The following is a 20,976-nucleotide window of genomic DNA, read 5'->3' on the forward strand; positions in this document are numbered from 1 at the left end:
CTTGTTCAGCGCTTGGGGCTGGTCAGGCGTGCGCCGCCGCCGTTGCCACCACCACCGCTGCGGCCACCGCCGGAGCGAGGCGCGGAGGAGCGATTGCCGCCACCACCGCCGCCGCCATTGCCGCCGCCGGCGCGCTGGCCTTGGCCGTTGCGCGGCTCGCCGCCACCCTGGCCGGGGCGGCCACCACCGGCCGGGCCGCGGCCCGCTGCCGGGCGGCCACCGCCGCCACCCGCGCCACCGCGCGAATTGCCTCGGCCACCGCTGCGGCTGCCATTGCCGTTCAGCACCATGCGGCCCAGCACGATGGGCTCGGCGCGCTCGTTCGGGTCGGGGGCGAAGCCGGCCACGATCTCCTTGGGGATTTCGCGCTTGATCAGCTTCTCGATCTCGCGCAGAAAGCCGTTCTCGTCCACGCAGACCAGGGACACCGCCTCGCCCTGGGCGCCGGCGCGGCCGGTACGGCCGATGCGGTGCACATAGTCCTCGGGCACATTGGGCAGCTCGTAGTTGACGACGTGGGGCAATTGGTCGATGTCGATGCCGCGGGCCGCGATATCGGTGGCCACCAGCACCTGCAACTCGCCGCTCTTGAACTCGGCCAGGGCCTTGGTGCGGGCACCCTGGCTCTTGTTGCCGTGGATGGCCATGGCGCTGATGCCCTGGTCATTCAGGTAATCCGTCAGGCGATTGGCGCCATGCTTCATGCGGGTGAAGACCAGCACCTGGTGCCAGTTGCCCTCTTTGATCAGATGGCAGAGCAGGTCTTTCTTGCGCTCGCGGCCGACGGGGTGGACCTTTTGCGCGATCGACTCATTGGTCTGGTTGCGGCGCGCCACCTCGATCAGGGCGGGCTGGTTCAGCAGACGGTCGGCCAGGTTCTTGATGTCGTCGCTGAAGGTGGCGCTGAACAAGAGCGACTGCTTCTTGGCCGGCAGCAGGGCCAGCACCTTCTTGATGTCGTGCACAAAGCCCATGTCCAGCATGCGGTCGGCTTCATCCAGCACCAGGATCTGCACCTGGCTCAGGTCCAGCGTGCCCTGCTGGGCGTGGTCCAGCAGGCGGCCGGGCGTGGCCACCAGGATGTCCACGCCATCGCGCAGGCGGTTGATCTGCGGCTGCATGCCCACGCCGCCGAACATGACCATGCTTTTCAGCGGCAGGTATTTGCCATAGGTCTTGACGCTTTCCTCGACCTGGGCGGCCAGCTCGCGGGTGGGCGTCAGCACCAGGGCACGGATGGCGGGCTTGCCTCGCTTGTTGATGACGGGCGCGCCCGCACTCAGCAGATGCAGCAGGGGCAGGGTGAAACCGGCGGTCTTGCCGGTGCCGGTCTGGGCACCCGCCATCAGATCGCCGCCCTTCAGGACGGCGGGAATGGCTTGCGCTTGGACAGGGGTGGGAGTGGTATAGCCGGCGTCGGCGATGGCCTTCAGCAAGGGCGCGGCAAGGCCCAGGGATTCAAATGTCATTGACTGCTTTATGAGCACGGCTCATGAGTGCAAGGCCGCGCAGCAGGAATGCTGGGCCAGTCTTAGCGCCTGCGAAGGAAACGTGCTTGAGGCTCAAAAAAATAAAAGCCGCGACAAGACTGGTAGTCGCAGCAATGCCGCAGATTATAGCCGTCATAGGGTGGCGCTCCCGAAGCTGCGACAATAGCGTTCTTTGCGTTCTGCCCGGCCCGGTGCTTTGCGGGGTCTAGCCCTGAACGCAAGGGGCGGCCGGTCCTTTGTTTGACGCGGCTGCTCGCAGCCTGCAAATCCAACGCTTTTCTCCAGGGTCTCATCCTCATGGCGCAATACGTCTATTCCATGAATCGTCTGAACAAGACGGTTCCCCCGAAACGCCACATCCTGAAGGACATCTCCCTGTCCTTCTTCCCCGGCGCCAAGATCGGCGTGCTGGGCGTCAACGGTTCGGGCAAGTCCACCGTGCTGAAAATCATGGCCGGCGTGGACAAGGAGTACGAGGGCGAGGCCATGGCCATGCCCGGCATCAAGATCGGCTATCTGCCGCAAGAGCCCCAGCTCAACCCCGAGCAGACCGTGCGCGAGGCGGTGGAAGAGGGCATTGGCGGCGTGCTGGCGGCCAAGAAGCGGCTGGACGAGGTCTACGCCGCCTACGCCGAGCCGGACGCCGATTTTGACGCCCTGGCCGCCGAGCAGGGCGAGCTGGAGGCCATCATTGCCGCCGCCGGCTCCGAGAACACCGATCTGCAATTGGAGTTGGCCGCCGACGCCCTCAATCTGCCGCCCTGGGACGCCGTGATCGGCGTGCTCTCCGGCGGCGAGAAGCGCCGCGTGGCCCTGTGCCGCCTGCTGCTGAGCAAGCCCGATATGCTGCTGCTGGACGAGCCCACCAACCACTTGGACGCTGAGTCGGTCGAGTGGCTGGAGCAGTTCCTGCAGCGCTTCCCCGGCACCGTGGTGGCCATCACCCACGACCGCTACTTCCTGGACAACGCGGCCGAGTGGATTCTGGAACTGGACCGCGGCCATGGCATCCCCTGGAAGGGCAATTACTCCGAATGGCTGGACCAGAAGGAGCGCCGCCTGGAGCAGGAGCAAAAGAGCGAGGACGCCCGTACCAAGGCCATGAAGGAGGAGCTGAAGTGGGTGCGCTCCAATGCCAAGGGCCGCCAGTCCAAGAGCAAGGCCCGCCTGGCCCGCTTCGAGGAGCTGAGTGACGTCGAATACCAGCAGCGCAATGTGACGAACGAGATCTTCATCCCCGTGGCCGAGCGCCTGGGCAATGAGGTGATCGAGTTCGAGAACGTCAGCAAGAGCTTTGGCGACCGCGTGCTGATCGACAACCTCAGCTTCAAGGTGCCGGCCGGCGCCATCGTCGGCATCATCGGCCCCAACGGCGCCGGCAAGTCCACGCTGTTCCGCATGCTGCAAGGCGTGGAGCAGCCCGATAGCGGCACGGTCAAGATCGGCAAGACGGCCAAGATGGCGTTTGTGGACCAGAGCCGCGAAAACCTCGAGGCCGACAAGACCGTCTGGCAAGACGTCTCCGGCGGCCTGGACAATATCACCGTGGGCAAGTTCGTCATGCCCAGCCGGGCCTATCTGGGCCGCTTCAACTTCAAGGGCAATGACCAGCAAAAGCTGGTCGGCAGCCTGTCGGGCGGTGAGCGTGGCCGCCTGCATCTGGCCAAGACCCTGGCCCAGGGCGGCAACGTCCTGATGCTGGACGAACCCTCGAACGACCTGGACGTCGAAACCCTGCGCGCGCTGGAAGAGGCGCTGCTGGAATTCGCCGGTAGCGCCATGGTGATCTCGCACGACCGTTGGTTCCTGGACCGCATCTGCACCCACATCCTGGCCTGCGAAGGCAATTCGCAGTGGTTCTTCTTCGACGGCAACTTCCACGAGTACGAGGCCGACAAGAAGAAACGCCTGGGCGAAGAGGGCGCAAGGCCCAAGCGCATGCGCTTCAAGCCGATCAAGTAATCGGTTCTTGCCGCAGCGAAACGAGGGAGCCCGAGGGCTCCCTTTTTTGTTCTGGCGGCTGTCCTTCACAGAACTTTACGGCCGCGGCATGGCTGATTTACCTGGCCTGGCGAGACTTCGGTCAGCCCCTCTCGGAGGTGCATAAATTCTGGAGTTCAAGCATGCGTCAACTGATTTCTACATCCCTGCTGAGCAAGGCCTTGTTGCTGGGTGCGCTGAGTTTGGGTGCTGCCATGGCCATGGCGCAAGGGCCGATGAACGGCCCGGGCGAGCACGGCGGCCGCGCTGGCCCCGGCATGATGATGGGTAGCGGGCATATGGCTCATATGCTGGACGCGGCCGACGCCAGCGAGGCCCAGCGCGCCCAGATCAAGCAGATCATGAGTGCCGCCCAGGCCGATCTCAAGGCCCAGCGCCTGGCGGCTCGCAAGCTGCATGAGCAGGGCATGGCCTTGTTCACCGCGCCGGTGATCGATGCCGCTGCCATCGAGGCCCATAGGCAGCAGATGCTGGCCCAGCACGATCAGATGAGCCGGCGCATGAGCCAGGCCATGACCGAGGCCGCCAAGGTGCTGACGCCCGAACAGCGTGCCAAGCTGGCCGAGAAGATGAAGAAGATGCAGGCCCGTCGCGGCGAGCGTGGCCAGGCGCCGGCCGCCAAGCCGGGTCAATGATTCCGCTTGCAGCAGGGCGCGCTCGTTTATGCTCAGCCCCCAGATTCACCCCGCTCATTTCGCGCAGCCGCATGCGTTGCGTTCCCCCACCTGCCTCCACTTTTCGCCCATGCCTGCAAGACTGTTGCTGATCGATGATGACGCCCGTTTGACCGCGATGCTGGGTGACTATCTGGGCGCCGCAGGCTTTGAGGTGGCGGTGGCGGGCTCGCTGGCGGAGGCGCGCTCGCAACTGGCTTCGGGGGCTTTTGATCTGCTGGTATTGGACCTGATGCTGGGCGACGGCGATGGCCTGGACTTTTGCCGCGAGCTGCGCGGCGACGCCCATACCCGCCGCCTGCCGGTGCTGATGCTGTCGGCCCGCGGCGAGCCCATGGATCGCATCCTGGGCCTGGAACTGGGTGCCGACGATTACCTGGCCAAGCCCTTCGAGCCGCGTGAGCTGCAGGCCCGCATCAAGGCCCTGCTGCGCCGGGCCGAACCACAGTCGCAGGACCAGGACGTGCTGCGCTTTGGCCGCCTGGAAATCGATCTGGCCGAACGCCTGGCGCGCCTGGACGGCAAGCCTTGCGACTTCACCAGCCACCAGTTCGACCTGCTGGTGGTGCTGGCCCAGAGCCCGGGCCGGGTGCTGTCGCGAGACCAGATCATGGATGCCTTGAAAGGCCATCCCCTGGATGCTTTTGACCGCTCCATCGATGTGCACATCTCCCGCATCCGGGCCCTGATCGAGGACGACCCCAAGAGTCCGCGCCGGGTCTTGACCGTGCGGGGTGCGGGTTATGTTTTTGCGCGCAAGCAAGATGCTGAGAATGCGGCCTGATTGTCTTGGCGGGTGCTTGGCATGAAGTCGCTCTATCTGCGCATCTATCTGACCCTGGTGGTCTTGCTGCTGGCCTTCGCCTTTGGTTCGGCCTGGCTGTTTCAGCGCCATATCGAGCAGGAGCGTGGCAGCGTGGAGGTGACGGCCAATGACCGGGCCCTGGCCATGGCCGAGCTGCTGCAACTCGCCTTGCCCTCGGCCGAGGCCTCGCGTGAGCAGCAGGCGGCCGCGCTGGAGGACTGGGGTCAGCGCCTGCGCATGGCGGTGGCCTTGATGGATGCCAAGGGGCAGCGCATTGCCGCGACGGAATTGTTCCGCCGCCGCGAGTCGGACGACAGCATGCCCATGCTGAGCCAGCAAGTGGCCTTGCGCGACGGGCGCAGCCTGTTGCTGCTGCGGCCCCGCCGCCTGCCGCCGGCCGTGCTGGCCCAGGCGCGGGAAGGTCGCGAGACGCGCGAGCTGCGTGAAGCCCGCGAAGGTGGGCGCGAGTTCGGGGAGGGCCGCGGCATCTTGGCCCCGCCGCGCGATGAGGTCTTGTGGCGCCTGCCTTTTCTTGGCCCCAGGCCTAATGGCCAGGCGCTGGTGATCCTGCTGGTGCTGCTGTTTTTCGGCGTTGCCCTGGGGGCGTATCCGGTGGTGCGGCGCCTGACCCGGCGCCTGGAAGCACTCAAGCAAGGCGTGGAGCAATTCGGCGCCGGCGAGCTGGCCCATCGGGTGGATGACCAGGGCACCGACGAGGTGGCCGCCCTGGCCAGCAGCTTCAACCGCGCGGCCGCGCAGTTGGAGACCTTGCTCCGCTCCCAGCAAACCCTGTTGGCCAATGCCAGCCATGAGCTGAGATCGCCGCTGGCGCGCCTGAAGATGGCCTTCTCCATGCTGGACGAGGCGGGCCCGGCACAGCGCGCCAAGCTGGCGAGCGAGATCCATACCAATATCGCGGAACTGGATGCCCTGGTCGAAGAGGTGTTGCTGGCCAGCCGCCTGGACTCCGGCCTGCCCCGGGACGCCAGCGAGACGGTGGATTTGATGGGCCTGGCCGCCGAGGAGGCGGCGCGGGTCGGGGCCGATTTCGAGCCGGCCGAGGGCCTGAGCAGCCTCAAGGTTAGCGGCGAAGACCGCTTGCTGCGGCGGGCCTTGCGCAATCTGCTGGAGAATGCGCGCCGCTACGGTGGCAGCGAGGTGCTGCTGGGTTTGGCCTGCCTTGAGGGCGTGGCCGAGCTGCGCGTGTCGGACCGCGGCCCGGGCGTGCCCGAGGCCATGCGCGAGCGCATCTTCGAGGCTTTTTTCCGCCTGCCCGGCCATGCCGAGCAGGCCGGTGGCGTGGGCCTGGGCCTGAGCCTGGTCAAGCAGATCGCCCAGCGCCATGGCGGCCAGGTGCGTTGCGAGGGGCGGCAGGGCGGGGGCAGCGTGTTTGTGCTGAGCCTGCCGGCCCTGCCGGGCTGATCAGGGCCGAGCAGGGCTTAGCGCGTCCGCCGAGCCTCTTGGGCATGGACCCAGGCCAGGAAGCCGCCCATGCCGGTGGCGGCCAGGGCCAGGCCCAGGGTCGCGGCCGCCCAGAAGCCGGGCGCGCCCTGCAGGCGGGCCGGGATCCAGGCCGCCTCGCCGAAGGCCAGCCAGTAGCCCCCGCCTATGCCCACACCCCAGATGGCCAGGGCATAGACCAGCATGGGCGCGGTGGCGATGCGGTGGGCCCGCAGCACAAAGGCGCCGACGGTCTGGCCGGCATCGCCCACATGGAAGTACCAGAGCCAGATCAGCAGAGGCATGGCCGCGGCGATGATGGCGGGGTCGTGGGTGTAGAGGCCGAGGATGTGCTCGCGCAATGCAAACACCAGGCCACCCATGCAAAAAGCCAGGGCCAGGCCGATTTCCAGGCTGTGCCAGCCCAGGCGGCGGGCCTCGGCCAGGCGCTGTGCGCCTATGCTTTGCGCCACCAGGGTCTGGGCGGCATTGCCCAGGGCCATCGGGGCCATGAACATCAGGGCCACCAGATTCATGGCCAGCTGGTGGCCGGCCACGGCCGTGGCGCCCAGGCGGGCGATGAAGATGGCCATGAAGGTGAAGCCCGTCACCTCGATCAGCATGCCCGCGCCCATGGGCAGGCCCAGCTTCAGCATGGACTTGATGGCGGCCCAGCGCGGCGCATGCAGACCGCCTGTGCACAGGCCGAAGGGGGCGTAGAAGGGGTCGCGCCGCAACAGGCGCCAGGCGATCAGGGCCTGGGCCCACATCACCAGGGCGGTGGCGGCCGCGCAGCCCACGGCGCCCAGGGCCGGCAGCTGCAGGCCGGCCAGGCCGAAGCCATGGATCAGCAGGACGCTCAGCGGCACTTTCAGCGCCAGGCCGGCGAGCTGGATGGCCATCACCACCTTGGGCCGGGAGACGGCCGTGTTGAAGCCGCGGTAGGCGGTGAACAGCAGGGCGGGCGGCAGGCCCAGGGCCAGGGTGGCGAGGTAGCCGCGCACCTTGGCTTCCACCTCCGGCGTCACCCGGGCAAGGCTCAGCATGGGGTCGGGGAAGAGCAGGGCCAGGCAGCCCAGCGAGGACAGGCCCAGGGCCAGCCACAGGGCCTGGTGCAGCTCGTCGCCCGCCTGAGTCAGTTTCTGCGCGCCGAACAGCTGGCCGGCGATGGGCGAGATGGCCAGCACCACGCCCATCAGGCCCAGAAAAACGGTGATGTAGATGGCCGCACCGACGGCCAGGGCGGCCAGGTCGATGGAGGAGTAACGCGCCATCAAGACGGTGTCCACCGTGCTATTGGCCAGCACGGCGATCTGGCCGATGAAGACCGGCCAGGCCAGCGGGGCGAGGCGGCGCAGGCTGCCCAGCCGGCCCGTGCCCGAGGCGCTCAAGACCTGGACCCCTGGTCCGGCCTTGCTGCCTGGTTCTGCGGGTGGTCAATGCCGTGGAACTCCCGCGCCCGTTCGGCATAGCGGTTGAAGCGCCAGGCGGTGGCCTCGATGGAGATGCGGCGCCAGGTGACGCGCTTCTCGGCCGGCGTCATCACCGGCCAGTTCTGCACCTCGTCAAAAGTGCGGCCGCAGCCCTTGCACAATTCGTCGCCCTGGCTGGTGGAGCAGATGGCGATGCAGGGGGCGTCGGGCGTGCTGTCGTACCAGCCCAGCCAGGCCTGGCGGGCGGCGGCGGGCATGCTGTCCTCGTCGCATTCGGTCTCGCGGTAATAGACCAACAGGGCGTAGACCTCGGCCAGGGCCAGCACCTCGGCGCAGGCGCGCAGGCCGTCGGCGGAGGGCTGGCGTTCGCGCCACCAGTTGATGGCGGATTCGATATCGGTGATGTGGATGCCGGCCATGTCAGTTATCCGTAGCGCTGCGCGCCACCCGCAGCCGATGAAACTGGGTATTCGGGCCGAGCGCCGGGCCGCCCCAAGCTGGCCCGCGCTGGCGACGCTGGGCGGTCGAACCGCCCCGCGTCGCCGTTCCCTCGGGGGACCGACTGGGCTTGCCCGCGTTCAGCGTGGCAAGACTGGGCGAGGGGTTTACTTTCATTTCAATAGGCTAGGCCCATGGCGGTGCGGACCTCGCGCAAGGTCTTGCGGGCGACGGCGCGGGCGCGTTCGGTGCCGACCTCGACGATCCACTGCACCTGCTTGGGGTTGGCCAGATAGCTCTCGGCGCGCTCGCGCCAAGGCTCTTGTTCCTTGTGTATGGCCTGGATCAGGGGCTGCTTGCAGTCCAGGCAGCCGATGCCGGCCGAGCGGCAGCCCTGGGCCGCCCAGGCCTGGGTGGCGGCGGTGGAGTAAAGCTCGTGCAGCGGCCAGACGGGGCAGCGCGTGGGCTCGCCCGGGTCGCCGAGGCGCACCCGCTGCGGGTCGGTCGGCATGGTGCGAACTTTTTCTTCCACCACGGCCGGCGCATCGCGCATGGCGATGGCGTTGCCGGCGCTCTTGCTCATCTTCTGGCCGTCCAGGCCGGGCAGGCGGGCGGTCTCGGTCAGCAGCTCCTGCGGCTCGGGCAGGATGGCGCGCTCCGGTGCGTAGATGCGGTTGAAGCGGCGCGCCACCTCGCGGGTCACTTCCACATGGGCGGTCTGGTCCTCGCCCACCGGCACATAGGCGGCCTTGTAGATCAGGATGTCGGCCGCCTGCAGCAGCGGGTAGCCGAGGAAGCCGTAGGTGGCGAGTTCACGGTTCTTCTCGACCTGATCCTTGTAGCTGGGGATGCGCTCCAGCCAGCTGGAGGGCGTGCTCATGGCCAGCAGGGTGAAGAGCTCGGCATGCTCGGGCATGCGGCTCTGGATGAAGAGGGTGGCCTGCTCGGGGTCGACGCCGGCGGCCAGCCAGTCGATCACCATGTCGTAGACATTGCGTTCGATCTCGCCGCGGTCCTGGTAATGGGTGGTCAGGGCATGCCAGTCGGCGACGAAGAAGAAGCAGTCGTGGCTGGACTGCAGGCGCACCCAGTTCTTCAGTGCGCCGTGGTAATGGCCCAGATGCAGGGCACCGGTGGGGCGCATGCCGGAGAGCACGCGCTGGCGTGCGGGAGGGTGATCGGGAAGGGCTTCAGACATGGGTGGCATTGTAGGGAGCTACACTCGCCGCCCATGAAAAGCATCGTGATCCTGATCTCCGGCCGTGGTTCGAATATGGAGGCCATCGTGCGTGCCTGCGCGGCCGAGGGCTGGCCGGCCCGCATCGCCGCCGTGATCAGCAACCGGCCCGATGCGGCCGGTCTGGCGTTCGCGCAATCGCATGGCATTGCGACGGCCGTGGTCGATCACAAGGCCTTCAGCGGCGAGAACCGGCGCGAGGCTTTTGACGCCGAGCTGCAGCGGGTGATCGATGGCTTTGCGCCCGATCTGCTGGTCTTGGCCGGCTTTATGCGCATCCTCACACCTGGCTTCACGGCGCATTACGCCCAGCGCATGCTGAACATCCACCCCTCGCTGCTGCCGGCCTTCACCGGCCTGCACACGCATGCGCGGGCGCTGGAGATGGGCTGCAAATTCGTCGGCGCCACGGTGCATTTCGTGACGGCCGAGCTGGACCACGGTGCCATCGTGGCCCAGGCCGTGGTGCCGGTGCAGGCGGGTGATGACGAGGCTTCCTTGTCGGCCCGGGTGCTGGCGCTTGAGCACCGCATGTATCCGGCCGCCGTGCGCTGGTTTGTGCAGGGCCAGCTTGCGATCGAGGGCGGCCTGGTGCGTCAGACGGCGGGCGAGAACCAGGCCTTCAGCTGACAGGCTGTGGCCGGGTTCAGTCGATTGGGCTGAATCGCCGGACGATCCGGCCCTCGACTTCCAGCTCGCCGAAGAACATCTCGTAGGGCCGCACCCATAGGCCGGTGGCGTTGTAAAGCGGGCGGTAGAGCACCAGCGGCTCCAGGGTTTCGCTGTGGCGGGCGACGCCTATCACCTCGTATTCACCGCCTTTGTAGTGGCGGTAGCGGCCGGTGGGGGCCGCGGGCAGGGGGCTCAGTTCTTCGCTCATGATGGTTTTTGTGCGGGCCTTGCCGCATTCGAATTCGGGCAGGGCGGCCGGTGCTGGGATAATCGGGGCATGCATCCTAATGCCCTTCTTGAAATGAGCTGCGAGCTCTTGCGCGCCGTCCTCAAACTCGACGCACCCGCTGACAGCGTGGTGTCCGCCTTCTTCCGCCAACACAAGGGCCTCGGCCAGCGTGAACGGCATGCTCTCGCGGAGACGACTTATGCCGTCCTGCGGCGCCGGCCTCTGCTGCAGCATCTGGCCCAGTCGGGCCGCGGCCCCACCGAGAGACGCCTGGCCATCCTGGCCTGGCAAGGTAACGACACCTTTCTGCGTGGTGCCCTGACGCCGCCGGAGCAGGAATGGCTGGCCCAGGTCCAGGCCCTGGATCAAACCGGCCTGCCGCCCAAGCTGCGCCACAATCTGCCGGAATGGCTGGCCGCGCCCCTGCTGGAGCGTCTGGGCGAAGAGCAGTTCTGGCTGCTGGCCGCCAGCATGAACGAGCCTGCACCGCTTGATCTGCGCGTTAACACCCTGAAGAACAAGCGCGAGGAAGCGCTGGCGGCCCTGGCGGCGGCCAATATCGCGGCCGAGCCCACGCCCTTCTCGCCCATGGGCCTGCGCATCCCCGGCAAACCGGCCTTGAACAAGTTGGAGCTGTTCACCGGCGGCGGCGTCGAGGTGCAGGACGAGGGCAGCCAGTTGCTGGCCTTGCTGTTGGATGCCAAGCGCAGCGAGATGGTGGTGGACTTCTGCGCCGGTGCCGGTGGCAAGACCCTGGCCCTGGGTGCGTCAATGCGCAATACCGGGCGCCTGTATGCCTTCGATGTGTCCGGCCACCGCCTGGCCGCCTTGAAGCCACGCCTGGCCCGCAGCGGCCTGTCCAATGTCTACCCGACCCAGATCGCGCACGAGCGCGACGATCGCATCAAGCGCCTGGCCGGCAAGATAGATCGCGTGCTGGTCGATGCACCTTGCTCGGGCCTGGGTACCTTGCGCCGCAACCCCGATCTGAAATGGCGCCAGACGCCGCAGGCGATTGCCGAGCTGCAAGTCAAGCAGGCCGCCATCCTGGCCAGCGCCGCCCGCATGCTCAAGCCGGGTGGCCGCCTGGTCTATGCCACTTGCAGCCTGCTGGACGCCGAAAACGAGCAGATCGCGCAAGCCTTTGAGTCCGCCCATCCCCAGTTCACCAAGCTCGACGCCGCCGAGGTCTTGGGCAAGGCCCATGTGGCCCAGGCCGAGAAGCTGGTGGAGAAGGGCTATCTGCGCCTGTGGCCACACCAGCATCAGACGGACGGCTTCTTTGCTGCCGTCTGGGAAAAGCGTTAAGTCTTGCGCCCTCTTGCTCGGGCCTGGGGCTTTGGCCCTGGGCGATTTGGGGTGGCCCACCTACAATTGAGCGGAAAATTTTTCGCAGGCTTGGGCTTTTGGCCTTGGATCACTGTTTAAGGATCGAATGAACTTCTTGATGACGATAGGTGACGGCCTGGTGGCGTGGCTCAGCAATGGCTTGCTGGACGCCAGCGCCTGGCAGATGGTGGCCTACACCCTGGTCGTGACGCATTTCACGATTCTCGGCGTGACCATCTTTCTGCATCGCGCCCAAGCCCACCGAGCCTTGGACCTAGGCCCCATCCCGGCGCATTTCTTCCGCTTCTGGCTGTGGCTGACGACCGGCATGGTGACCAAGGAGTTTGTGGCGGTGCACCGCAAGCACCACGCCAAGTGCGAGACCGAGGAAGACCCGCACAGCCCGCAGACGCGCGGCCTCAAGGCCTTGCTGCTGACCGGCGTGGAGCTGTATCGCGCCGAGGCCAAGAACCCTGAGACCCTCAAAAAATACGGCCTGGGCACGCCGGACGACTGGATCGAGCGCAATCTCTACACCCGCTATTCCTGGCAGGGCGTGGGCCTGATGCTGATCATCAATCTGACCCTGTTCGGCGCCATCGGCGCCACCATCTGGGCCATCCAGATGGCCTGGATTCCGGTCTGGGCGACGGGTGTCATCAATGGCATCGGCCATTTCTGGGGCTATCGCAATTTCGAGGCGCCCGATGCCTCGACCAATGTCTCGCCCTGGGGTATCCTGATCGGCGGTGAAGAGTTGCACAACAACCATCACACCTATCCGACCTCGGCCAAGTTCTCGGTCAAGCCTTTTGAGTTCGACATCGGCTGGGGCTATATCCGTGCCTTCGAGATGCTGGGCTGGGCCAAGGTCCGCAAGACGGCGCCCAAGCTGCGCCAGGGCGATATCAAGCCGGCCGACAAGCAGACGCTGGAGGCCATCATCGCCAATCGCTACGAGGTCATGGCCAGTTATGGCCGCGGCCTGAAGGCGGCTTGTGGCGAGGAGCTGGACAAGCTCAAGGCCCAGGGCAAGCAGCACAGCGCCCAGTGGGCGCAGTTCAAGGCCGCCAAGGCCTGGTTGCACCGCGATGCCGACCGCATCCCGGACGAGGCGCTGAGCCAGATTGCCGGTGCCCGCGCCGCCAGCCCGGCACTGGACAAGTTGCTGACCATGCGCGAGGAATTGCGCCAGCTCTGGACCCGCACCAATGTCTCGGCCGAGCAGTTGGTCAGCGATCTGCAAGCCTGGTGCCGTCGCGCCGAGGAGAGCGGCATTGCCGAGCTGCGCGCCTTCTCCATGAATCTGCGCATGGCGCGGGTCTAGGGCAACAAAGCCTTACAGAAGCGATACAGAAAGGGCACCCAAGGCGGTGCCCTTTTTTACGTCTGCGGACTAGACTTTGCTTGTGACTAGCCCAAGGAGAGACGAGATGAAAACAATCAGACTTGCTGTTCTGCCCCTGGCCTTGCTGCTGGCGGCGCTGACGACCCAGGCTGCGGTCGAGGTTCGCTTCGTGAATCCCGAGAAGTTTTCCGACGCCAACCGCTCGACGGTCGACCGTGATCGGGTCTTGCAGGCGCTGCAAGCGCATCTGCGCGAATTGGGTGATCAGCAACTGCCCGGCAAGGATTTGCTGATCGAGGTGAGCGATGTGGACCTCGCCGGTGAGTTGGAGCCCCATGGCCGCGCCATGGAAATGTATCGGGTGTTGCGCCCGGTGACGCGTCCGGCCATCGATCTGCGCTTTGTGTTGAGCGAGCAGGGCAAGGAGTTGCGCAAGGGCCAGGCTCAGCTGAGCGACCTTTCGTATATGGATCGCTTCAATCGCTATGACAGCAATGACTCGCTGCGCTTCGAGAAGCGCATGCTGGACGAGTGGTTCGCCAAGGAGTTTTCCGCCGAGATCAAGCCTGCTGCCAAGCCCTGATTTGCGGCCATAAAAAAACCCCGCCAGCTTGGTGCTGCGGGGTTTTTCTTTGGGCGAGACCTGGGTTCAGGCCTCAAGCACCGGGATGCCAGGCCGAATTACTTCAGCTTGATTTCCTTGTACAGAACATGCTTGCGAGCCTTGGGATCGAATTTCATGAATTCGAGCTTGCCGGTCGTGGTCTTCTTGTTCTTGTCGGTGGTGTAGAAGTGACCGGTTCCTGCGGTCGACTCCAGCTTGATCTTTTCGCGTGCGCCTTTAGCCATGGTGATGCTCCTTGGGTCTTGTTAATTAGAGCTCGCCTTTGGCGCGCAGGTCGGCGACGACTTGGTCGATGCCGACCTTGTCGATCAAACGCAGGGCAGCATTGCTGATGCGCAGACGAACCCAACGGTTCTCGGTCTCCAGGAAGAAGCGGCGGTACTGCAGATTGGGCAGAAAGCGACGCTTGGTTTTGTTATTGGCGTGGGAAACATTGTTTCCCACCATGGGCTTCTTGCCCGTGACTTGACAGACGCGTGCCATGACGCTTCTCCTGTTTTCAACTTTTTTGACCAGTTCCTCGACCGATTTGAATCGCGTGCCGAGCAACCACATGACCGCTTATTACCTGCCAAACCCGAATAGAGCGCGGCCCATACAGCAGGAAAGCCTGCGAGTATAGCGCAAATTTCGAGTGTGCCCGGTTCAGCCTTGTTCCTGCTCCAGGAAGCGCTGGGCATCCAGGGCCGCCATGCAGCCGGTGCCGGCGCTGGTGATGGCCTGGCGGTAGACGTGGTCCTGCACATCGCCGGCGGCAAAGATGCCGGGCACGCTGGTCATGGTGGCAAAGCCGTTAGAGCCGCTCCGGGTGAGGATGTAGCCGTCCTTCATCTCCAACTGGCCCTTGAAGATATCGGTATTGGGCTGGTGGCCGATGGCGATGAAGCAGCCTTGCAGGGCCAGGTCTTGCGTGCTGCCGTCCTGGCTGCTCTTGATGCGCACGCCGGTGACGCCGCTCTGGTCGCCCAGCACCTCGTCCAGGGTGTTCCACAGATGCAGCACCACATTGCCGGACTTGGCTTTCTCGTTCAGCTTGTCGATCAGGATGGGTTCGGCGCGGAACTTGTCGCGGCGGTGGATCACATGCACCTTGCTGGCGATATTGGAGAGGTAGAGCGCCTCTTCCACGGCCGTGTTGCCGCCGCCCACTACGCAGACCTCCTGGCCGCGGTAGAAGAAGCCGTCGCAGGTGGCGCAGGCGCTGACGCCGCGGCCGGCAAAGGCTTCTTCGGAGGGCAGGCCCAGATATTTGGCCGAGGCGCCGGTGGCGATGATCAGGGCATCGCAGGTGTAGCTGGCGCTGTCACCGATCAGGGTGAAGGGGCGCTTGCTGAAATCGACCGAGTTGATGTGGTCGAAGACGATCTGGGTCTGGAAGCGTTCGGCATGCTCCTGGAAGCGCTGCATCAGCTCCGGGCCTTGCACGCCCATCACATCGGCAGGCCAGTTGTCGACCTCGGTGGTCGTCATCAGCTGACCGCCCTGGGCCATGCCGGTCAACAGGGTGGGCTTGAGATTGGCGCGGGCGGCGTAGATGGCGGCGGTGTAGCCGGCAGGGCCGGAGCCGAGGATCAAAAGCGAGTGGTGCTGAGGTGCTGAGGTCATGACTTTGCTTCGGGGGTTGTTTCCAGCAGACACATGGGGCTGTCTTGGGTTTATTCCAGTGCCTGCCCAATGTGAACGCCAAAAGGTATTGGCACAATCGTTGAGTACATTCTAGGTAAGCTCGCCAAAGCTGCTGGGAACTTCTTGTTTGCCCTGGTTTCGCTGTAGGTGTTGGGCTTGCGTGCCGATATCAAATCATCATTTGTAGGAGACCATCTATGGCCATGTTGTCGAATCTGGACCTGATCCGCAGAGTGCCTCTGTTCTCTCTGCTGACCACCGACCAGGCGCAGTCCATTGCAGACAATGTCGTCAAGCGTCGCTTCAAGCGTGGTGAATTGATCGTGGAGCAGGGCACCAAGTCGAATGCCCTGTTCATCTTGCTGAATGGCCGGGCCCGGGTGCTGACCTCGGATACGCGTGGCCGCGAAGTTATCCTGGCCGTGCTGCAGCCCGGCGACTATGTGGGCGAGATGAGCTTGATCGACCACGAACCCCATTCCGCCACCGTGCGTGCCGAGGTGCAGACCGATATGTTGGTGCTGGGCCGCCTGGAGTTCGCGCGCTGCCTGCCCGAGACCTCCAGCCTGTCCTATGCCATCCTGCGCGGCCTGGTGGCGCGTCTGCGCAATGCCGACCGTCAGATCGAATCCCTGGCCTTGCTGGACGTTTATGGCCGTGTGGCGCGCACGCTGCTGGATATGTCCGAGGAAGAAAAGGGTTTGAAGATCATCCGCGGCAAGGTCTCGCGCCAGGACATGGCCAAGGTCGTCGGTGCTTCGCGCGAGATGGTCAGCCGGGTGATGAAGGATCTGGAGGAGCGCGGCGTGATCGAGACGCTGGAAAACGGCTCGGTGGTGATCAAGGAGCGCTTTCCCGATTGAGTGCCGCTGGCGGTGAGCGCCGCCTTGTTGGGCTTGGTCACACCCTCGGGTGACGCGGGCCCGAACAGCGCCAAATCCTGCGCCACAATGGCAGCATGAGTTTTCCCCTGGGTTCCCTGCTGCGTGGCGACGAAGCCGGCGCAAACGACAAAGTCTATAAACGCCAAGGCAAAAAAGGCCAGGCGCCCCTGCCCGTGCGCGGCAACCCCCTGAGCACGCCGGTCTGGCTGTTGCTGGGCGGGCTGCTGTGGTGCCTGGTGGTGCTGGCCTTGCTGAGCCACGACCCGGCCGATGCCGCGTTCAGTAGCTCGGGCACTCGGGCCCTGTACGGCAATCGCATGGGCGGCTTGGGGGCCTGGATTTCCGATCTGCTGCTCTTCGGCTTCGGCTTCTCGGCCTGGTGGCTGGTGCTGATCGGGCTGCGCCAATGGCTCAGCGGTCTGGCCGGACTCTTGCGGGCCGAGGCGCCCGAGGTTCATCCAAGTGCCGGCGGCCGCAAGGCCTTGTGGGTTCTGGGCCTGCTGCTGCTGATGTGCGCCAGCTGCTCGCTGGAATGGACCCGGCTCTACTCCTGGGAGTCCCATTTGCCCGGCCATGCCGGCGGCGTGCTGGGTTATGCCCTGGGGCCCTGGAGCATGCGGGCCCTGGGTTTTGCCGGTTCGGGCGTGGTCTGGATTGCCCTGGCCTTGCTGGGTTCGGGCCTGGCCCTGCGATTCTCCTGGCTGCGCCTGGCCGAGGCCCTGGGCACCCGCCTGGACCAGTTGCGCGAACGCCAGGCCGAGCGCCGCGAGCAGGCCGAGGACCAGCGTGTCGGCGAGCAAGCCGCCCAGGAGCGCGAATATGTCGTGGAGGTGGAGCGCCAGGTGGTCGAGGAGCACCATGTGCCCATCGTCATCGAGCCGCCGGTGGTGGAGGTGCCCAAGTCCAGCCGCGTGGCCAAGGAGCGCCAGACCACGCTCTTCGTCGACGCCAGCGACACCAAGCTGCCCCAGGTCGATCTGCTGGACAGCGCGCCGCAGCGGGTGGAGTCGGTGACGCCCGAGTCGCTGGAAATGACCTCGCGCATGATTGAGAAAAAGCTGCGCGACTTTGGCGTCGAGGTGCGTGTGGTGGCGGCCTCACCCGGCCCGGTGATCACGCGCTACGAGATCGAGCCGGCCACCGGCGTCAAGGGCTCGCAAATCGTCGGCCTGGCCAAGGACCTGGCGCGCTCGCTGAGCCTGGTGTCCATCCGTGTGGTGGAAACCATCCCGGGCAAAAACTATATGGCGCTGGAGCTGCCGAATGCGCGGCGCCAGACGATTCGTCTGTCTGAAATTCTGGGTTCGCAGGTTTATGCTGACGCCGCTTCTCAGCTGACCATGGGCCTGGGCAAGGACATCGTCGGCCTGCCCGTCGTCGCCGATCTGGCCAAGATGCCGCACTGCCTGGTGGCCGGTACTACCGGCTCGGGCAAGTCGGTCGGTATCAACGCGATGATTCTGAGCCTGCTCTACAAGGCCGAGGCGCGCGATGTGCGCCTGATCTTGATCGACCCCAAGATGCTGGAAATGAGTGTCTACGAAGGCATTCCCCATCTGCTGGCGCCCGTGGTCACCGATATGAAGCAGGCCAGCAATGCGCTGAACTGGTGCGTTGGGGAAATGGAGCGGCGCTACAAGCTGATGAGCAAGCTGGGCGTGCGCAATCTGGCTGGCTATAACAAAAAGATCGACGAGGCCAGCGAGCGCGGCGAGCACCTGCCCAACCCCTTCAGTCTGACGCCGGAAATGCCGGAACCGCTGGAGCGCCTGCCCTTCATCGTCGTCGTGATCGACGAATTGGCCGATCTGATGATGGTGGTGGGCAAGAAGATCGAGGAGTTGATCGCCCGCCTGGCGCAAAAAGCTCGCGCCGCCGGCATCCACCTGATCCTGGCCACCCAGCGCCCCTCGGTCGATGTGATCACCGGCCTGATCAAGGCCAATATCCCGACCCGCCTGTCCTTCCAGGTCAGCAGCAAGATCGACAGCCGCACCATCCTCGACCAGATGGGTGCCGAGGCCTTGCTGGGCATGGGCGATATGCTTTACATGCCCTCGGGCACGGGCCTGCCCATACGCGTGCACGGCGCCTTCGTCAGCGATGACGAGGTGCACCGCGTGGTCGAGTATCTGAAAAGCCAGGGCGAGCCCAATTACATCGAAGGCATTCTGGAAGGTGGCGTGCTGGAAGGCGAGGGCGGCGAGGCCGGCGGCGGCGGGGCAGGGGGCGAGGGCGAGGCCGACCCCATGTATGACCAGGCGGTCGCTATCGTCCTGCAGCACCGGCGCGCCTCCATCTCCCTGGTGCAGCGCCATCTGCGCATAGGCTATAACCGCGCCGCCCGGCTGCTGGAGCAGATGGAAAAATCCGGCCTGGTCACCAGCATGGGGACCAATGGCAACCGCGACCTGATCGTGCCCAAACGAGACGAATGAAGAAGACGACGATGAAACGAATCAAGGCCTTGATGGTGATAAGCGCAATGCTGCTGGCGGGCGGGGCCCAGGCCGACGCCGTGGCGGCGCTGAAGGACTTTGTGCGCGAGGTCAAGAGCGGCCGTGCCCAGTTCAGCCAGGTGGTCAGCTCGCCCGACGGCCAGCGCAAAAAAACCTCCTCGGGCAGCTTCGAGTTCCAGCGCCCCAATCAGTTCCGCTTTGCCTACACCAAGCCTTTTGAGCAAGTGATCGTCGGCGATGGGCAAAAGGTCTGGATCTTCGATCCCGACCTCAATCAAGCCAGTTCCCGCCGCATGAGCCAGGCCCTGGGTGCCACGCCAGCGGCCTTGCTGGCGGGCGGCAATCTGGAGCGCGATTTCAAGCTCAAGGCCCTGGCCTCGGAGGGCGGCCTGGACTGGGTGCAGGCCGAACCCAAGCAAGGCGATGGCGGCTTTCAGTCGCTCAAGATCGCCTTCAAGGGCAGCGAGCTGGCGGCGCTGGAAATCATTGACGGCTTCGGCCAGCGTTCGCGCCTGGACTTCACGGCGGTGACGGCGAACGCGCCCATCCCGGCCGAGCGTTTCCGCTTTGTGTTGCCCGCGGGTGCCGATCTGATCGAGCAGTGAGGGCCGGGCGTGGATTTGTTCAGCACCCCGCCCACGCCGCCGCTGGCCGAGGCCTTGCGGCCGCGCAGCCTGGATGAGGTCATAGGCCAGAGTCATTTGCTGGGCCCAGGCAAGCCTCTGCGCCTGGCCTTCGAGTCCGGCAAGCCTCATTCCATGATTTTGTGGGGCCCGCCCGGCGTGGGCAAAACCACCTTGGCCCGGCTCACCGCTGCGGCCTTCAAGTGCGAGTTCATCGCCCTGTCGGCCGTGCTCTCTGGCGTCAAGGACATACGCACGGCCATGGAGCAGGCCCAGCAATACCTGGCGCGGGGTCGACCCACGATTTTGTTCGTGGACGAGATTCATCGCTTCAACAAGTCCCAGCAAGACGCCCTGCTGCCGCATGTGGAGTCGGGCCTGTTCACCTTCATCGGTGCCACCACCGAGAACCCCTCCTTCGAGGTCAATTCGGCCCTGCTCTCGCGCGCCCAGGTCTATGTGCTCAAGTCCTTGAGCGATGAGGAGCTGCATCAGCTGTTCGCGCGCGCCCAGGCCAGCGCCTTGGCCCATCTGCAATTTGACCCGCCGGCCATGGACAGCCTGGTCGGCTATGCCGACGGCGATGCACGGCGCCTGCTCAATCTGCTGGAGCAGTGCCAAACGGCAGCGACGGCCGCAGGCCTCAGCCGCATCGATGCCGAGTTCATCGCCAATGCCTTGAGCCTGAACGCACGCCGTTTCGACAAGGGCGGGGACAATTTCTACGACCAGATCTCGGCCCTGCACAAATCGGTGCGCGGCTCCAACCCGGACGCAGCGCTCTACTGGTTTTGCCGCATGCTGGATGGCGGCGCCGATGCGCGCTATCTATCGCGCCGCATCGTGCGCATGGCCTGGGAGGACATAGGCCTGGCCGACCCGCGCGCCATGCAGCTTGCCAATGACGCAGCCGCCACCTTCGAGCGCCTGGGCTCGCCCGAGGGTGATCTGGCCCTGGCTCAGGCGGTGATCTACCTGGCCGTGGCCGCCAAGAGCAATGCGGGCTACAAGGCCTTCAACGAGGTGCGCGCCTTTGTCAAGCAGGACAAATCGCGCGAGGTGCCGGTTCATCTGCGCAACGCGCCCACCGCCTTGATGAAGGAGTTGGGGCACGGTCATGCTTACCGTTATGCCCACGATGAGCCGCATGCTTATGCGGCCGGTGAAAGTTATCTGCCGGCCGGCCTGGAGGCGCAGCGCTGGTATGAGCCCGTACCGCGCGGGCTGGAGAGCAAGATCGCCGAGAAGCTGGCTTTTCTGCGCCGTCTGGATGACGATGCCGGCGCCCCGCTCGGGCCCGACTCCGAATGAAGAGGCCACGCTGACCCCGTGTTTGTCCGGGGTGCCGGTACGGGTATTTACTATCGAAATGGGACGCTAGCCCACTCCTACAATCGTTCCGAGCCTGCAGTAATAGATGGCCAGCCAAGGCCCGCCGACTTTGCGGCGGGTTTTTTTTTGCTCGTCATGCGATGAACGGGCAAGGGCAGTACAAAGGCTGTACAAGGCCCAAGCCAAACCGGAGACGTTTTATGGAAACCCTTTTCCAGCAAATCATTAACGGGCTTGTGCTCGGCAGCATGTACGCCCTGGTGGCGCTGGGCTACACGATGGTGTACGGCATCATCAATCTGATCAATTTCGCGCATGGCGAGATCCTGAT

General features: G+C 65.2%; 21 protein-coding genes. 13 read left to right on the forward strand and 8 right to left on the reverse strand.

Features of this window, described 5'->3' with window-relative positions:
* Positions 1 to 5: 5 nt before the first annotated feature.
* The gene (locus HNP55_RS12430; RefSeq protein WP_184299678.1) at positions 6 to 1,469 is read right to left on the reverse strand and encodes a DEAD/DEAH box helicase; all 1,464 of its coding nucleotides are present in this window, start codon (positions 1,467 to 1,469) and stop codon (positions 6 to 8) included.
* Positions 1,470 to 1,787: 318 nt separating this feature from the next.
* Between HNP55_RS12430 and ettA the strand changes: the two genes are divergently transcribed.
* The 4 genes from ettA to HNP55_RS12450 all read left to right on the forward strand — a co-directional run bounded on the left by ettA (position 1,788) and on the right by HNP55_RS12450 (position 6,392).
* Entirely contained in the window at positions 1,788 to 3,452 is a 1,665-nt protein-coding gene (gene ettA / locus HNP55_RS12435) for an energy-dependent translational throttle protein EttA (RefSeq protein ID WP_184299680.1), read from the forward strand.
* A 161-nt stretch (positions 3,453 to 3,613) separates the two neighbouring features.
* Positions 3,614 to 4,126 carry a Spy/CpxP family protein refolding chaperone gene (locus tag HNP55_RS12440; protein WP_184299682.1) on the forward strand — a complete coding sequence of 171 codons (513 nt, stop codon included), beginning with the start codon at positions 3,614 to 3,616 and terminating at the stop codon, positions 4,124 to 4,126.
* Between the two features lie 109 nt (positions 4,127 to 4,235).
* Positions 4,236 to 4,949 (forward strand): response regulator, encoded by a 714-nt coding sequence (locus tag HNP55_RS12445; RefSeq protein ID WP_184299683.1) that lies wholly within the window; start codon positions 4,236 to 4,238, stop codon positions 4,947 to 4,949.
* A 21-nt stretch (positions 4,950 to 4,970) separates the two neighbouring features.
* A complete protein-coding gene (locus tag HNP55_RS12450; protein ID WP_184299685.1) occupies positions 4,971 to 6,392 on the forward strand; it encodes a sensor histidine kinase in 1,422 nt (473 codons plus the stop codon).
* A gap of 17 nt (positions 6,393 to 6,409) precedes the next feature.
* On the opposite strand, the gene HNP55_RS12455 is transcribed toward HNP55_RS12450, so the two are convergent.
* The 3 genes from HNP55_RS12455 to trpS all read right to left on the reverse strand — a co-directional run bounded on the left by HNP55_RS12455 (position 6,410) and on the right by trpS (position 9,479).
* Complete coding sequence (locus HNP55_RS12455; RefSeq protein ID WP_184299687.1) at positions 6,410 to 7,801, reverse strand: MATE family efflux transporter; 1,392 nt, start codon at positions 7,799 to 7,801, stop codon at positions 6,410 to 6,412.
* Positions 7,798 to 8,262, reverse strand: a complete 465-nt coding sequence (locus HNP55_RS12460; protein WP_184299689.1) for a DUF3717 domain-containing protein — start codon at positions 8,260 to 8,262, stop codon at positions 7,798 to 7,800. The genes HNP55_RS12455 and HNP55_RS12460 overlap by 4 nt, the downstream gene beginning before the upstream one ends.
* 197 nt (positions 8,263 to 8,459) lie before the next feature.
* The gene (gene trpS, locus HNP55_RS12465) at positions 8,460 to 9,479 is read right to left on the reverse strand and encodes a tryptophan--tRNA ligase (protein ID WP_184299692.1); all 1,020 of its coding nucleotides are present in this window, start codon (positions 9,477 to 9,479) and stop codon (positions 8,460 to 8,462) included.
* Positions 9,480 to 9,512: 33 nt separating this feature from the next.
* Here trpS and purN point away from each other — a divergent pair, with 33 nt between their 5' ends.
* On the forward strand, positions 9,513 to 10,148 hold the full coding sequence (gene purN, locus HNP55_RS12470) for a phosphoribosylglycinamide formyltransferase (RefSeq protein ID WP_184299694.1): 636 nt from the start codon (positions 9,513 to 9,515) through the stop codon (positions 10,146 to 10,148).
* A 16-nt stretch (positions 10,149 to 10,164) separates the two neighbouring features.
* On the opposite strand, the gene HNP55_RS12475 is transcribed toward purN, so the two are convergent.
* Positions 10,165 to 10,398, reverse strand: a complete 234-nt coding sequence (locus HNP55_RS12475; RefSeq protein ID WP_184299790.1) for a DUF1653 domain-containing protein — start codon at positions 10,396 to 10,398, stop codon at positions 10,165 to 10,167.
* Between the two features lie 69 nt (positions 10,399 to 10,467).
* Between HNP55_RS12475 and HNP55_RS12480 the strand changes: the two genes are divergently transcribed.
* The 3 genes from HNP55_RS12480 to HNP55_RS12490 all read left to right on the forward strand — a co-directional run bounded on the left by HNP55_RS12480 (position 10,468) and on the right by HNP55_RS12490 (position 13,679).
* On the forward strand, positions 10,468 to 11,727 hold the full coding sequence (locus HNP55_RS12480; protein ID WP_184299696.1) for an RsmB/NOP family class I SAM-dependent RNA methyltransferase: 1,260 nt from the start codon (positions 10,468 to 10,470) through the stop codon (positions 11,725 to 11,727).
* 127 nt (positions 11,728 to 11,854) lie between these two features.
* The gene (locus HNP55_RS12485; protein WP_184299698.1) at positions 11,855 to 13,075 is read left to right on the forward strand and encodes a fatty acid desaturase; all 1,221 of its coding nucleotides are present in this window, start codon (positions 11,855 to 11,857) and stop codon (positions 13,073 to 13,075) included.
* A 106-nt stretch (positions 13,076 to 13,181) separates the two neighbouring features.
* On the forward strand, positions 13,182 to 13,679 hold the full coding sequence (locus HNP55_RS12490; RefSeq protein WP_184299700.1) for a DUF3016 domain-containing protein: 498 nt from the start codon (positions 13,182 to 13,184) through the stop codon (positions 13,677 to 13,679).
* Between the two features lie 98 nt (positions 13,680 to 13,777).
* On the opposite strand, the gene rpmG is transcribed toward HNP55_RS12490, so the two are convergent.
* The 3 genes from rpmG to trxB form a co-directional block, all read right to left on the reverse strand.
* Positions 13,778 to 13,945, reverse strand: coding sequence for a 50S ribosomal protein L33 (rpmG, locus tag HNP55_RS12495; protein ID WP_058719936.1), 168 nt, complete (start codon positions 13,943 to 13,945; stop codon positions 13,778 to 13,780).
* Positions 13,946 to 13,970: 25 nt separating this feature from the next.
* A complete protein-coding gene (gene rpmB, locus HNP55_RS12500) occupies positions 13,971 to 14,204 on the reverse strand; it encodes a 50S ribosomal protein L28 (protein WP_102766965.1) in 234 nt (77 codons plus the stop codon).
* 162 nt (positions 14,205 to 14,366) lie between these two features.
* A complete protein-coding gene (gene trxB, locus HNP55_RS12505; RefSeq protein WP_184299702.1) occupies positions 14,367 to 15,326 on the reverse strand; it encodes a thioredoxin-disulfide reductase in 960 nt (319 codons plus the stop codon).
* Positions 15,327 to 15,544: 218 nt separating this feature from the next.
* Here trxB and HNP55_RS12510 point away from each other — a divergent pair, with 218 nt between their 5' ends.
* The 5 genes from HNP55_RS12510 to HNP55_RS12530 all read left to right on the forward strand — a co-directional run.
* Positions 15,545 to 16,210, forward strand: a complete 666-nt coding sequence (locus tag HNP55_RS12510) for a Crp/Fnr family transcriptional regulator (RefSeq protein ID WP_124447752.1) — start codon at positions 15,545 to 15,547, stop codon at positions 16,208 to 16,210.
* Between the two features lie 95 nt (positions 16,211 to 16,305).
* The gene (locus HNP55_RS12515; RefSeq protein WP_184299704.1) at positions 16,306 to 18,669 is read left to right on the forward strand and encodes a DNA translocase FtsK; all 2,364 of its coding nucleotides are present in this window, start codon (positions 16,306 to 16,308) and stop codon (positions 18,667 to 18,669) included.
* 11 nt (positions 18,670 to 18,680) lie between these two features.
* Positions 18,681 to 19,295 carry an outer membrane lipoprotein chaperone LolA gene (lolA, locus tag HNP55_RS12520; RefSeq protein WP_184299706.1) on the forward strand — a complete coding sequence of 205 codons (615 nt, stop codon included), beginning with the start codon at positions 18,681 to 18,683 and terminating at the stop codon, positions 19,293 to 19,295.
* Between the two features lie 9 nt (positions 19,296 to 19,304).
* Positions 19,305 to 20,624, forward strand: a complete 1,320-nt coding sequence (locus HNP55_RS12525) for an AAA family ATPase (RefSeq protein ID WP_184299709.1) — start codon at positions 19,305 to 19,307, stop codon at positions 20,622 to 20,624.
* Between the two features lie 221 nt (positions 20,625 to 20,845).
* On the forward strand, positions 20,846 to 20,976 hold a 131-nt coding region (locus HNP55_RS12530; RefSeq protein WP_409993743.1), incomplete at its 3' end, for an ABC transporter permease subunit.

Origin of the sequence: Roseateles oligotrophus, from assembly GCF_014204525.1 — a bacterium.
In the GTDB taxonomy this organism is placed as follows: domain Bacteria; phylum Pseudomonadota; class Gammaproteobacteria; order Burkholderiales; family Burkholderiaceae_C; genus Paucibacter_A; species Paucibacter_A oligotrophus_A.